This window comes from Agaribacterium sp. ZY112, from assembly GCF_041346925.1.
Lineage (GTDB): Bacteria > Pseudomonadota > Gammaproteobacteria > Pseudomonadales > Cellvibrionaceae > Agaribacterium.
Window position 1 is genome coordinate 2779582 of sequence record NZ_CP166840.1, and the last position, 14318, is coordinate 2793899.

Consider the following 14318-nt stretch of genomic DNA (forward strand, 5'->3'; position numbering starts at 1 on the left):
GATTATTCCACCGTTACTGATTTGGCTAAGTTTCTAGGCTGGTCAACATCATGGCCAAGTAAGCATGCGGTGTGATATGCAATGAGTTGTAGGGGAATGCAATACAGCAGTGGTTGCAAAAATTCGTTTACCTCTGCCATTTCAATGCCGTTTGCGATGAAGTTTTGGCAGTCTTCGATATGTTGTTTATTACTGATTAAACATATTTCTCCTCCACGCGAAGCGACTTCTCGTAGGTTAGAGATTGTTTTGGCGGTAAGTTTTCCAGGTGGTGCAATGACAACGATAGGCATATCTTTGTCTACAAGTGCTAAGGGCCCATGCTTTAATTCACCTGCGGCGTATGCCTCTGCATGAATGTAGCTAATTTCTTTGAGCTTTAATGCGCCTTCTTCTGCAAGTGCAAAGGCGGGGCCTCGGCCTAGAAATAAGGCGCTTTTTTTGTGCTGTAATTTCTTAGCTACCTTTATCACCTCTTCGGTTTGTTCAATAGCCTGAGTTAAGGCATTGGCAAAGCTCTGCATGTCTTTAATCAGTAACTGCTCATCTGCAGGGCTGAATCGTAAGTTCGCTTTAGCAACACTGATGGATAAGCTCAATAAACTGGTGAGTTGTGACATAAAGGCTTTGGTTGAAGCGACTCCAATTTCGGGCCCTGCAAGGGTGGGCATGGCTAAATCGGCTTCTCGTGCCATGCTGCTGTTAATGACATTTACCAGTGCGATGGTGGGTTGGCCCATCGCTTTAGCGTGCTGTAGGGCGGCAAGTGTGTCAGCGGTTTCGCCAGACTGGGAAATAAATACAGAAACACTGTTGCCTACAATTGGGGCTTCTCGGTATCGATACTCGGATGCTATTTCTAGATCTACAGGCATGCCTGCCTGTGTTTCTAACCATTGCTTAGCGACCATACCTGCAAAATAGGATGTTCCGCAGGCGATGATGCTTATACGACTAATGTGGCTAGTCGCTATTTTTAAATCTAAGTTTTTAAAGCCGTTGTTTTTTTTATCAAAGTACTGATGCCAGCAGCGATTAAAGACTTCTGGCTGCTCGTAAATTTCTTTGAGCATATAGTGATTGTGCCTGCCTTTATCTGATCGACGCTGGTCATTTGAAACCGCTTCAAACTCTTTTGATAGCTCTTCGGCAGTGTCAATACGTGTGAGTTTATGTGCGTTTAACTTTATTAGTTCGCCGTCTGCTAGATGCAGTACGTGAGAGGCTAGACCGATGAGTGCATTTTCATCCGATGAGATATAAAGACCGTTTTCAGATTTACCAATCACAAGGGGGCTTGCATATTTAGCGGCATACAGTGAATTAGGGTCATCATTAAACATAATGACCAAGCCGTAACTGCCTTCAATTTTTTCTAGAGCTGATTTCAGGGCCAGTTCTTCGTCATAGCCACTGTTTAAATAAAAAGTAATTAACTGAGCAATGCTCTCGCTGTCAGTTTCTGACTCAAACTCTTGACCATTTTTCTCTAAAAAATCACGTAATTGTTGTGCATTTTCAACAATTCCATTGTGTACTACGGCCACTTTGGCTGTCATGTGAGGGTGGGCATTTCTTTCATTTGGCAGCCCGTGTGTCGCCCAGCGTGTATGTGCTATGCCAACACCGCCGTCAATAGGATTGCAGTTTAGATGCTGCTCTAAATTCTCTAATTTACCTTCACAACGTGCTCGGCTGAGAGCTCCGTTATGCATAACCGCAATACCTGCAGAGTCGTAGCCTCGATAGGACAGTGCGGCTAAACCGTGTAGAAGTTGTTTTGTTACTGATTGCTCATTAATGGCTGCAAAGATCCCGCACATCGTATTCTCCAGTGGATATATGAGTGATATATAGGGTGTTTAGCAGAAGCTGTGCCAGTTTTTTAATTCAATTAAATCAATGGTTTAGCTTGTTTTTAGTAAGCAGGCATAATGTTTGTTTGGGGTGTTTGCAAAATGCGACTCATATTGCATGACGTTCTCAAGCTTATTTTCTAAGAATAGGCTTCGTACCGATATGCATCTCGAGCCGGCCTTAGGCCTTGTTTGTGCAGTTAGCTTGAGTCCACTGAGCAAGGGCGACAACTAGGCCGGCAAAGATATAAATGGGCCAAGTGAAGCCTTGAGTAAGGAAGGTGCCAGAAACAATGGTCGCAATTAGGCCTGCCAATAAGGATTCCGATGTGGCGGTCATGATTGCTTGCTCTTTGGCATTGCGCCAATACTGGTAGTTAATAATGGTTTCGAGGCTGCATTTGGTGGAGACCAGTAAGCAAATGATAAGTGTTATAAAAACCAATAGCCCGATAAAGCCTGTTTCGGCTAGCACCCCAAACCAAGTGCTGTGAACGGCGTGGTTTAAGCCGTCCCAGTGAGAGCTGTAGTAATAATAATTAGAGTAAAAATTATCAATACCGACGCCTGTGAGTGGGTTTTCGACCGCCATTTTGGCGGCAGCCTCCCAGGCATAGAGCCGTCCTTGGGCTGAAGCGTCTAGACCTTCTTCGGCAGCACCGCCGGATTTTCTATCAGCGATCCCCGCAACTGCAAACAATATGATGGCTGTTATTGCTGCAAGCGAAGCAAGTAACACTTTGGATTTTATCTTTCTATAGCCAAAAACCGCAAGAATCGATAAAACCCCTAATAGTCCGCCCCGACTTTGTGTTGCTAGAACAGCAAAAAAGAATATAGGGGTACCAATAATGCCCACAAGACGGTGGCTGCTTGCTAAGGATTTGGTGAGGGCGAGCCCGACTGCAAAAGCAAAAGGAAACATCAAAACAAGGGCCAGATCATTTGGGTCCCCTAGAACGGAGCCGAGATGACGGCCAATAGTTACTCGTGTTTCTTCAACCATGCCGATGCCATTGAACTTGTTATATAGCGCTGTTATTCCTACAAGCATGCCAAAAAGCACAATGCTAATTGAGTATTTAGAGAAATCTTTATGCTCGCGGGTAAGCCATGCTATTGCGAGCATCATAAGGATGATTTTCCAATACACACTTTTATAGTAGTGCAGTGCCACACCTCGGTTACTTGCAAAGACAAGACCGACAGTGACCAACGCAAAAAAAGCTAAAGCAACTAGCAATTCAGGTCGCCAATACACCTTTAGTTCTTTACTTATTGCGATATGCCAAAACATTGAAAAAAGACAGGCTAGAGACAGGAGCAAAGGGATCTTTAATGAATAAAGCTGAGGGATGACTTCATGTATTCTAAAAAAAGAGAAAATAACGAACAATAAAACCAGTATGAATGTGTTCTTAACCACAAAGACAAAGGCTAGTGGCAGGGCGCATATAATCAGCATAAGTACTGGGTGTGGGAGTAAAGGCCAGATGACATATAAAACTAGGCAGATTATAAGCATAAGCCACGCCTCGTAAGGAATCCGTATAAAACGAGATGTGGGCTTTGCTAAGGTTTTTTCAGGCTTAGACTTCATGCTAAGCCTCTTTTGTATTTGTTAGTTCGTTTTTTTACTCTTTCTATAAGTTTGATACTGGAAAAGTGGAATATAAGCATGTGGGCATATTCGTTTTCTGATGAACGATGGCTTATGCAAATACCTAGCTGCTTATAGAATAAAACTAAAAATACGATGCTTGCTGTCGCTGCTAAGAAGATGGTCACCAAGCAGGTTTTTATAATTAGGCTGAGTTTGTCTTCGTGTATGTTTGTAGTTAGTTCACTTATAAATACCTGATTAGCTACGTAAATGCCTACATAGCTTGATACCAATAAAAGGATCATTCTGCCATAGGCTATGTCTAAGTTAACTTGACGTTGTGAATAAATATAAAGCAATACGGTGCGTGTTGTTTGCGCAATTAGTAAACTTAGGATGATGCCTATTAGCGAAAACATAGGCGCTAAAACAAACATAGCTAAAACACCGGCTACAGCACTAATAAACATGACCTTCATTTGGCTTGTTGTTGAATGTGTTGTATAGCAGCCGATATTAAGAAATTCAGCACTTTCTTTAATTGCATAGGCCGCTAGTAGTGGTGTTAGCATACTAATGCAAGCTATGAATTCAGAGTCGAATAAATAGATGATGAGCAGCGGTGCCAAGCTAGCAATACCAATAGAGAAGAGCAGTACTTGGTAAATACCTAATAACGCAAATTTTGTGGCTTTTTGATGTTTGTTAGATGTATCTAACAAAGAAAAGCGAGTGGGTGACCACCACATGCCGTAGGGTTGCATGGCAATGGTTAGGGCCAGTGCAAACTTACAGGTGACGGCATATATAGCTAGATCTGTTAGGCTTGCTGTCTCTGCGATCATCCAACGGTCAAAGCCGTTTAGGCAAAAGGCTAACAGGCCCCCAGCAACGATAGGGGAGGCATATTTGATAAACACGTAGCTGTGCCTGAGTGAGAGAGTACAACCTGTGTCTTTTTTTTGTATAAACAAACAGATCATGCCCGTTAAAACGGTGGTCAAACAGCTTGCTTCAAAGACGCCTGCTAAGCCATGCCCACGGCTTAGCAGGTAAAGAGTGAGCAGGGCCTGCAACGTCGCTCTACCGATATTTAAACTACAGTAGCTTATAAAACGGTCGTTGATACGCATCCAGCCAAGAGGTACGGCAATAAGGCCTTCAAATGAGAGGCTAAGAATAAGTAATAGGCATAAGTAAGGGCTGATGTTAATAAACTCTGCATAAAATGGAATCAACAGGCTAAACAAAGCAAAAAATATCAGGCTTATTAATATGACAAGGCCGAAGATACGTGAAGCCATGGTCTTGGCTCGTAGCTTTGACGCTGAGCTACATGCATAACGGTAAAGTGTGTCTTCTAAGCCATAAGCTACAATGACACTCAGAAGAATCGCAAAACTGCCTATGTATTCTAGGCGTCCATATTGTTCAGGCTGCAAGTATGATACGACTAAAGGCACCATAAACAGCGAAATACCCTTCATATAAACGGTACTGCCTGCGTAAAGCAGTGAGCGAAGCAAGGTCTTATTAGCTCTCATTGCAGTCACCCAGCTTATCTTGGCTAGTCATGTGGCAAAGCCGTTCGGTGTTATCAAGTAATTCTTTGTAGCTTGTCTCGGCTTTGTACTGCTGTGCGAATTCTCTGCCCTTTAACGCAAGCGCTTTACTGATATGCATATTATCAGCAAGAAACAGGAGCTTCGCTTTGAGATCCTCTACTGAGTTGGCCTTATATTTAATGCAATTGTATGTGTGTATAAGCTTTGTATCCCAGTACGCACCATCTTCTGGAATGATGATGCATAAACCTGCGGCCATGGCCTCTAGAATAGACAGGCCAAAAGGTTCATTCTTAGAACTTGAAACAAACATATTGCAGTGTGCACGTAAGTCATTTAACTGTTCTGGTTTTTCAAACGTCTCAATACGATCGCTGGCTTGTGGCGCTTTGCATTGGGCATGTTTGGTATTACTTGGGCGTAGATACGTGATGCATGCGTGCATGGTTCGCAGTGTCGATGCTTGCTTGAATGCTTCTGTGAAAAGATCCAATCGTTTCCATTTAAGTAAGGATGCTGACCAAAAAATCTTAGGTGTATTGAATTCTGAATGAGATGGGCTTGGCCAATCGCTGTTATCAATGCCGTTGTCAAACTGAATTACACGGGGGCCAGCATTTGCCTTTATATCGATGGCTAGCATTGTGATTAGTTTTTTATACTCGCTTTTTAAACAGGCAATAATGTGGGTGTTGTGTAAGAGTATGTGTGAGAGTTTAGATGCGCCGATGGGGCCGTGTACTAGTTGAATAATAGGTATATTCAATAGTTTGGCTGCTAGATACATCGCGGCATCAATACCAGGCCCAGAAATACCTGTAATACATAAAGGTCGTTTCTTATGCTTAATAATTAGTTTAATTAGGTTTATCAAATAGAGGCAGCTTAGCCACGCTGTTTTTAAATAAAACCCCATTCCGTATTCTTGGTCGATAAAATGCTTAGGTTCATTAAAGCTATTTTTAATATAGCTGTTTTCTTGCCAAGATTCGGGGTCTTGAGTGAATACCTCAATGCTCAAGCCACGTTTATATAGTAACTTTAAGTAGGTTTTGCTGGCAACTTTGGAGCCTCCGAAATAAGGGATGGCATCAAATACTGAAATATAGTTATGGCTTGTTTCTTTGTTCATTTTATCCCTCTAAGAGTCGTGTTAGCTTTAAGTTGATGATGGAGATGAGAGGGCTTAAATAAGTATGTATGCGTTCCACTAGGGATGGCTTTTGGTATTGAGTGTGTAAACTTTTATAGATGACATAAAAGTTTTGGGTGTTGCGTTCTAATGAGAATTGACTAAAACAGCGTGTCTTTGCATAAGTCCCCATTTTTTTTCTAAGAGCGGGGTATCTATGTAGTTTAAGCAAGGAATGGCTTAGCTCTTTATGTGAATTAGGGGCAACAAGTAAACCGCTTTTGTCGTGTTCAATGACTTCGGCTATGCCACCAACGGCCGGAGCAACTGCTGCAAGACCTGCTGCTCCTGCTTCAGCTAGGACTAAGCCAAAAGCCTCGTCACGAGCTCCAGAAGCAAACACATCAATATTTGAACTCAGGATCTGATTGACATCGTTACGCTCGCCTAAGAAGTGTATATAGGGGGTTAGTTTTAGGGTAGAGCATAGTTTTTTCAGTTTGTTGCTCTCTTCGCCATCGCCAATAATGATTAGTTCAGCGTTTACTTTTTCTTCGGATCTTAATCTGTAAACGGCTTTTATTAATAGATCAAAACCCTTTCTATGAATAAGAGAGCCAACAGAAGCAATCACAAAGCTATCGTGTTTAATGCCCAGCTTATTGCGAATGTTTAATTGACTTGTTTGAGCTTCTGAATACTTAGATAGATCGATTCCGTTGTAAATAACTCGATATTTATTCGTTTTTGTGGACTTTGCTTTTGAACACCCATTGTCACCTTGATGATTCTTTTTCTCGTACAGTAGTGGCTCTCTTATTTGTGATCCTGATTTTCTATTAAGTGCCTTTGGCCGTTTATAGGGGGACAGAAAAGGTTCAATGACTGCCTGACTAACCCCCACTATAATATCTGGGTCACGCAATGAAAGGGTGGCTCTATCCCTTGCGATATAGGGTGCATGGAGTTGTGTGACTATAGGGGTCGATGTTTTTCGTGCAGCAATAAGCATCCACTGATTTGGTGCACCACCATTGCTATGTACTACGTCAATGCGGTGCTCTTTAATTAGTATGGCGCCTTGTTTTATTTGTTTAAAGAAACCGCTAAGGTTAAATTTAGGCTTTTCCCAGCCAAGCAGTACGGTAAAGGGCTGCTGAATAACACTAATACCTCGCTTGATTAACTCCTTCTTAAGTGTTTTAGAGTTACACCAAACAATCGGGGTGACGTTGTACTTATGAATGCTACTTACTAAATTAATTAAGCATACTTCGCTTCCGCGAATCCAATCTTCACCAAAATGAACAAATAAGACGGTTATGCCTTGCTTGCTTTGGTTTGTTGCTGTTGGCATGTTAGCTATGTCTGGATTAAGGGGCGTGGTCGAGTTTGCAGGATTTAAGAGCTTAATTGCATTTGAACCCTTTGCATTTGAACCCTTAGTTTGTTGAGGCTTAGATGCATGCTTATTGAGGCTTACTTGATACTGGGACACATACTGGGGCAGGACTGCCTGCCTTGAATAGTGTTGATAGATACTTTGTATGGCTTGTTTTCTGATTTCATCCTTTTGCTGTTGATCAAGTAATAAGGCTTTGTTTAATGTGCTTTTTAATTGGCTAGGGTTTCCTGTTTGTACAATAAAACCGTTGATCTCGTTTTGTATTACTTTTCCTATTTGTCCTAAGTCGTAACTTATAACAATAATACCCCGAGCCATGGCTTCTAATAAGCACAGTGGCAAACCTTCAAAGCGTGAGCAAATCACAAGGTATTCTAATCTTTGCCAGTGCTGCTCCATGTTTACATGGCCATGGAGCTGGCAATTGGCACTTAGGTTCTGCTCTAGTGATTCACGCAGAGGACCATCTCCAAATAGGTCAAACTGATAATCAGGAAACGAAGCGGCTAAGGATACAAATGTTTGAGGCGCTTTCTCTTCACTTAAACGGCCCACAAAACCGATCTTGTTTCCACCGCTCGGTTTGACATTATCCACATTAATGAAATTATTGAGCTGATGGCAGGGGCCATAAACACGTCTTGCGATTTCTTCTGAAACAGCCGTGCTGTGGGTGTTAAGTCTTGCCGTGACGCGATCGATTAGATCGTAGAGTTTTAGTTTTCCTTTGGGTTTTTCACCTGCGTGATAGGTGGTAATACATGGTGTTTGATGCTTTAAACAAGCCATGCGTGAATAGATCCCCGCTTTATAGCCATGTGCGTGGCAAAGCAGTACGGGCAGCGTTTTAATTAATCGCTTAAGGCTGGAAAAGCGTCCATCTAGTACCTTGTAATCGAGCTGCTCTTTTTCGAGAAAGTCGATTAAAGGATGCGGGCCAACACGCTCACGGTAGTCATTTAAAAACACGACCAGTACAGCGATACGATTGGCATTTAGGCCTGATGCTAGCTGAGCGACATGTGCTTCAATTCCGCCGTATCGAGCTGAGTCCAAAACAAGGCAAACGGGGTGTGCTGCAGGCATGAGCGCTCTCCTAGAGTGTAAGATAACTAGGTAATAGCAAGAGCGGTGCCGGGTTTGATAGGCCAAGTCAATCACGTCTTATGTTTTTTTAAGTGATTGATTTTATTGACTAATTTGGGGATGTTTAGGGCTTGTTAGGGTTTGCCGTATGCTAGTGACGGTGGCTTTAGCATTGCTTGAGCGCCTTCTTTGCATTTTGCAAATCATGATTCGCATTTTGGCAGAGCTGTACTGTGTTTGATATTAAGGTTGAGGGCCCTCTACCGGCAGGCTAATGTTGAACTCTGTGCCTTTATTTACCTCACTTTGTATATGAATATCTCCACCTTGTTTTTTGATAATGCTATGCACAATCGATAGGCCCAGACCTGTGCCATCACCGACTTTTTTGGTAGTGAAAAAGGGATCAAATATTCTACTTTGTATGTCTTTGGGGATACCTGTGCCTGTATCAGTGATTTTGATATTGACGTACTGATCTATAAACTCAGTTTGGATTGTGATGGTGCCTCGATTTTCAATAGCTTGCGCAGCATTCATTAATAGGTTTAGAATCACTTGCCCCATGTTACCAGCTTGCCCTACAACCATGGGCAATTGACCGTATTGAATGTTGATCTCGGCTTTGTATTTTATTTCATTGTTGACCAGTTTTAAGGTGTTATCTATGCAATGATTAATGTCGTAAGCTTCACTTTCTTCGGTATCGGGCCGTGCAAAGTCCTTCAGCGATTGCACAATGCTAGCGACTCGTTCCATGCCTTCTAAAGAGTCATCGAGGATTTCTTTTAAGTCACCCATAATGTAGTCAATGTCGTACTCTTCTTTAAGCTTGACTACTTGTTCGGCCGACGCTTCTTGTTGGCTGCTAAGCTTTTCTATTTCGACTAAATAGTCTGAGACAGAACATATATAGCGGGTTAAGGAATTGAGGTTGCTCTTGACATAGCCAGCGGGGTTATTAATTTCATGTGCGACACCCGCACTGAGTTGGCCAATAGATGCTAGTTTTTCTTGATGTAATAATTTGGCATTGGTTTTTTTTAATTTGTCATAAGCTTTGATCAATGTTTGGTTGGAGTCGTATAGCTCTCTAGATCGGTCTTCTAATAGCTGCTCTGCCTTAATGCGGGCCTCTTTTTGGCGGAGATAGGCTGCTTTGTAGTCTGTAGACGACATAAGTGAGGCTCCCTTCTCGAGATAGGGCTAGTGGTTATTATCGATTTTTTGAATCAGAAAACAGCAATGCTCATCCCCCTTATGCATACAGCTGCTGTGCTCCAAGGATATGGGGGTTTGGTAATGTTCGCTGGCGCCTTGAACAAGCCCCTCTGCAAGGTAGCAAAGTTTTCTGGGTGAACGATATTCAATTTTTAGCTTATTGGTCGAGATACGATTGCAAGTTAGAGAGGGAAGGGAAGGGTTGTCATACAACTTTCTGACCTCTTTATGAATGACTTTTTCTATGCTATCTAAAAACTCAAATAACTCGCTGCATTGTTGCGAAAAAATTGGGTACTTTGTGTTTAGCTCACTAAATAGAAAGTGGCCAAATATCCTCGTTACCTCTGTTGATGGGCGTTGTAATAGCGCTGATATCTCTTCAACAAATAACTGTACATCGGTATCGGGGTAGTCTTCAGTTGATACATAAACACCACCACATTTTGGTTCTACTTTGTTGAGTAGAGTTTCCCAAGCTTCTAATCCATATTGGCTTTCAACAAGCTCATTAAGTGCAATAAATACAGCGCCTTTCATTATTCGACCCCAAGGTTTAATGTTTCAGGTATACGGATGGTGATTTCAAATACCTCGCGATAGCTTTGTTCATATTCAATAAGTTTATTAATCTGTGCCTCATTAATCACCGTGTCTTTTGCTAAAAGTAGGCTGTTATTTTTTGAGTGGATATTTTCACTAAGTATCATGCCTGGTTTTAAGTCATTGGTTGAAAGTACGCAAGTTTGTAGGGATGTATCACAAAAATCTTCGAGCACTTGCCAAAAAATATCCACTAAGTTCACGTCATGTCGGCGCCCAGCCCATTCTTTTATATAAGTCTTGGCTGCTTCTACTCCTTGTATGTTCTTGTCTATTTGGCCTGAATAGGCATCATAAAAATCACTCACTAGGCCGACTATTTGTGCTGCTACCGGTATCTCTTTGTCGCACAATCCATCAGGGTAGCCATTGCCATTAATGTATTCACGGTGGTGGCGAACAATCTTCGCAATGCTTTTTAACTGACTTGCATGGCTAATGCTTCGCTCCCCCCACAAGGGATATTGTTTATACGTATTCAGCTCCTCTTTAGACAGCGCGTAGATTGGTTTTTTTCTGATTTCATCGGGCAGGGCTAAAAGGCCAACTCGATGCATTAAGGCTGCTAAGTGAACGGATTCAACATCCGTATCGCTAAACTGAAGTTGCTTTGCCATCTTTACCGCGTAATGGGTAACAAATTCGCTTTGTCCATGGGCTCGGCCTTCTTTCCATTCAAGTATCCTGTTTATTACTGATACTGACTCAAATAAGGCTTCGCGTGACTTGTCGTGAGAGATTTGCAGAAGATTAAGCGCTTGGCTGACCTCCATTGATCGCTCTTTGACTTGTTTGTCTAGCAGCAAAGCAAGCTTGCTTAATTTTATGTTTTTGGTTTTGGTCTGTGCTTCTGCTTCATCGCGTTCCTTTTCTACGCGTCTGAATTGCAAGGCTTCATCAATGACGCTAACAAGATGCGTTTCATCCCAAGGCTTGGTGAGATAGTTATAGACATGGCTGTCATTGATTGCCGAGCCCAAGGTATCCATGTCACTAAACCCTGTGAGTAAGATACGCACGGTTCTTGGGTGTTGCTTTTCAAAGGTTTGCAAGAGCTCAGCACCACTCATCTCAGGCATTCTCATATCTGAAACGATAAGGTCAAAATCAGTGTCTTCTGCCGATGCTATGGCCTCTGCACCGGAGCCTTTTACCGTAACATCCCAGTTCTGAGAGCGAGCAAAACGCTCAAGCGATTTTAAAATGGCTCGCTCGTCATCAACAAATAAGATCTTGGGTCGATGAGATTGTTCACTCTGTTGCATAGTCGTCATTCCACACCTTGGCATCTCTGTGACTGTCGTTCAGTTCATGCTTGCTTTTTATGAGCAAATATAACCGAATAAATAGGGCCGATACCTTTATAAAAGTATAGGTAATAAAATAGTACGTGTTGAACTATCAGTCATGGGGTTTATAACTATTTCCATGGTTTCTAAGTGTTTCATTACATTTCATTACATTTCATTTTGGCTCTTTTTCAATAAGCCTATCCTTAGGTATAGCTAATGCATAACTTAAGCCAGTTTCATACCTTGGCCTATAGATCAGGGTTTTTAGGGGTATGCTGGTTTTTCTACGTTATGAGTGATGGTGTTTTCTATGATTATTCGCATTATGAAAATGTAACCGTTTAATTTTCATAATGGTTATTCCCAAAATGCAAATCACTAAGTTGTTATTTTACTTTTATGTAATTAATTCAATAGCTTATAGGTTTGGCTTGTCTCGTGCATTGCTCTTCATAGAATTCAACTTGGAGAGACACCATGCGTTTGTTGGCTTTTATTACGGTTTCATTTTGGGGCTTTGCTCTGTTTACCGATGTTGGTGCGGAGTCTTTTGATGAATGCCCAAGTAGTGCTTATTTAATTCAAGGCTCTAATGCTCAGATGTATGGTGTTAATCTGGCAACGGGTTTCTATCAAGGCTTATCTGATGATTTAGGAACGACATCTAAGATCAATGCCATTGGTTTTAATATTCATGATCAATACATTTATGGCTATGGTAGTGGTTGGCGTTCACTCATTCGAATTGATCGACATTTCCAAGCCAGTCCGATTACTACGACTAATACACCCGACACTAATTTTTATGTTGGTGATGTCTCCTTAACTCATAACCGGTACTACGCTTATCGCCCAGGTGCGAGTTATGGCTTGTATTATGTTGATTTAGACCCCAATGCGGATGCTTATTTGCGTTATCAGAGGGTGGTTGACGGTCATACTCTCAATCTGGCTATTTACGATTTTGCCTTTCATCCGAGTCAAAATGCCCTCTATTCGGTTGATCGTAATGGTTTTCTGACATCGATTGACCCTGACACAGGCGACTTCACGCGCATTAACAATGTCGGTGAGTCGGGCACCTTTGGCGCGGTTTATTTTGATTCCTCCGAATACTTCTACATCAGCAGGAACTCGGATGGCTATATTTTTCGCATTGACCTTAAAGCGGAATCACCCTCAGCTGAATTTTTTGCATTTGGACCTCATTCAAACAATAACGATGGTGCCAGATGCGCGATATCAGACATCATCTCAGAGGAGGACAGCGTAGATTTTGGTAATGCTCCTGCCAGTTATGGTTCTGATATTGAATCTAACGGTGCGCGCCATGAAATCAGTGACCACTTATATCTCGGCTCCAGTATTGGTGGTGAAGATGATGGTATTGAGTTTGTCACTAATATCGAACCGGGTTTGAATGCTGTTGTTGTAGCGGATGTAGAAGGTGCTGGGGTCATTAATGCATGGGCCGATTGGAACCAAAATGGCACCTTTGAAGAGTCAGAATTATTTGTCGATGACAAGCCCGCAAGCAGTGGCAGTAACTTTATTCTTATCGAGGTTCCAAGCAATGCTATAGCCGGTGAAACATGGGTTCGATTTCGTTATTCCAGCTTGGCAAATATTGGAGCTAACGGCGGTGTATCAGATGGGGAAGTAGAAGACTCCCTCATTGATGTTGTCGAGTCTGGCAGCTCTGTTATGCATTACCCCTCGAAGAAAGGTTTTGTCACCGTAGCCTTTGAAGATAACTGGCCTGAGCTAGGTGATTACGATATGAATGATGTCGTCATGGCTCTTCAAACAAGCCAGTACAGTAATAGCGAGCAAGATGTAATACGTTATGAAATTCATGGTCAGTTATTAGCGCTAGGAGGAGGCTACCATAACGGTTTTGCTATTCAGTTAGACGGTATCAGTAGTGCATCCATTGATCAGTCTGGGTCTGAATTATTTATTAATGGCATTAAGACGGAGTTTGTTTCTCTTGAGGATAACGCCCCGTTTGAAGATGCGGTCTTTATTATTTCTAATGACCTAAAAAGCGCTGTTTCAGTAGAGAGTGGTTGTACTTTCTACCGTACTGAGATGGGCTGCGAGCAGCTAGAAACGAATACTGAATTCAGCTTTGATTTACTTGTTACTTTGCAAGTACCTATCGATATATCTCTTGCCCCGAAAGGTGTTTTAAATCCCTTTATTTTTGCAAGCCCCGGTCTTTATCACGGTGATACTTTTGAAACCGCACCTGGGCGTTCTTTAGAGATTCACCTTAAGAATAAAGGTGTTTCTGCTCGCTTTAATACCGATTTTTGGGGCTTATCTGAAGATCGATCTAACCAAAGTGGTCTGAGTTTTTTGACCGAAAACGGCTTGCCTTGGGCTTTAGAAATACCAGGGCTTTGGTCACATCCGGTTGAGCGACGAGACTTATTGCAGGCTTACCCCAAGTTTCAGCAGTTTGTTGAATCCAATGCTGCTGCTTCAAAGGATTGGTATCTAAATACAAGCAGCAATAGCGAACACATTATTGATAATAACTTGGAGTAGAG

At 42.1% G+C, this 14318-nt stretch carries 9 protein-coding genes; 1 reads left to right on the top strand and 8 read right to left on the bottom strand.

Annotation, left to right across the window (positions count from 1 at the left end):
- Nucleotides 1-2: 2 nt before the first annotated feature.
- The 8 genes from glmS to AB1S55_RS12090 form a co-directional block, all read right to left on the bottom strand.
- Nucleotides 3-1823: a glutamine--fructose-6-phosphate transaminase (isomerizing) gene (gene glmS / locus AB1S55_RS12055; protein ID WP_370978430.1), complete on the bottom strand. Its 1821-nt coding sequence runs from the start codon at nt 1821-1823 to the stop codon at nt 3-5.
- Nucleotides 1824-2037: 214 nt separating this feature from the next.
- Complete coding sequence (locus tag AB1S55_RS12060; RefSeq protein WP_370978431.1) at nt 2038-3117, bottom strand: O-antigen ligase family protein; 1080 nt, start codon at nt 3115-3117, stop codon at nt 2038-2040.
- A 335-nt stretch (nt 3118-3452) separates the two neighbouring features.
- A complete protein-coding gene (locus tag AB1S55_RS12065) occupies nt 3453-5003 on the bottom strand; it encodes a lipopolysaccharide biosynthesis protein (protein WP_370978432.1) in 1551 nt (516 codons plus the stop codon).
- Nucleotides 4993-6156, bottom strand: coding sequence for a glycosyltransferase family 4 protein (locus AB1S55_RS12070; protein WP_370978433.1), 1164 nt, complete (start codon nt 6154-6156; stop codon nt 4993-4995). The genes AB1S55_RS12065 and AB1S55_RS12070 overlap by 11 nt, the downstream gene beginning before the upstream one ends.
- Nucleotide 6157: 1 nt before the next feature.
- Nucleotides 6158-8647 (bottom strand): glycosyltransferase family 4 protein, encoded by a 2490-nt coding sequence (locus AB1S55_RS12075; protein ID WP_370978434.1) that lies wholly within the window; start codon nt 8645-8647, stop codon nt 6158-6160.
- Nucleotides 8648-8890: 243 nt separating this feature from the next.
- On the bottom strand, nt 8891-9826 hold the full coding sequence (locus tag AB1S55_RS12080; protein WP_370978435.1) for a sensor histidine kinase: 936 nt from the start codon (nt 9824-9826) through the stop codon (nt 8891-8893).
- 27 nt (nt 9827-9853) lie between these two features.
- A complete protein-coding gene (locus AB1S55_RS12085) occupies nt 9854-10408 on the bottom strand; it encodes a heme NO-binding domain-containing protein (protein ID WP_370978436.1) in 555 nt (184 codons plus the stop codon).
- Nucleotides 10408-11745 (bottom strand): HD domain-containing phosphohydrolase, encoded by a 1338-nt coding sequence (locus AB1S55_RS12090; RefSeq protein ID WP_370978437.1) that lies wholly within the window; start codon nt 11743-11745, stop codon nt 10408-10410. The genes AB1S55_RS12085 and AB1S55_RS12090 overlap by 1 nt, the downstream gene beginning before the upstream one ends.
- 495 nt (nt 11746-12240) lie before the next feature.
- Here AB1S55_RS12090 and AB1S55_RS12095 point away from each other — a divergent pair, with 495 nt between their 5' ends.
- Nucleotides 12241-14316, top strand: a complete 2076-nt coding sequence (locus tag AB1S55_RS12095; RefSeq protein ID WP_370978438.1) for an LruC domain-containing protein — start codon at nt 12241-12243, stop codon at nt 14314-14316.
- Nucleotides 14317-14318: the final 2 nt, after the last annotated feature.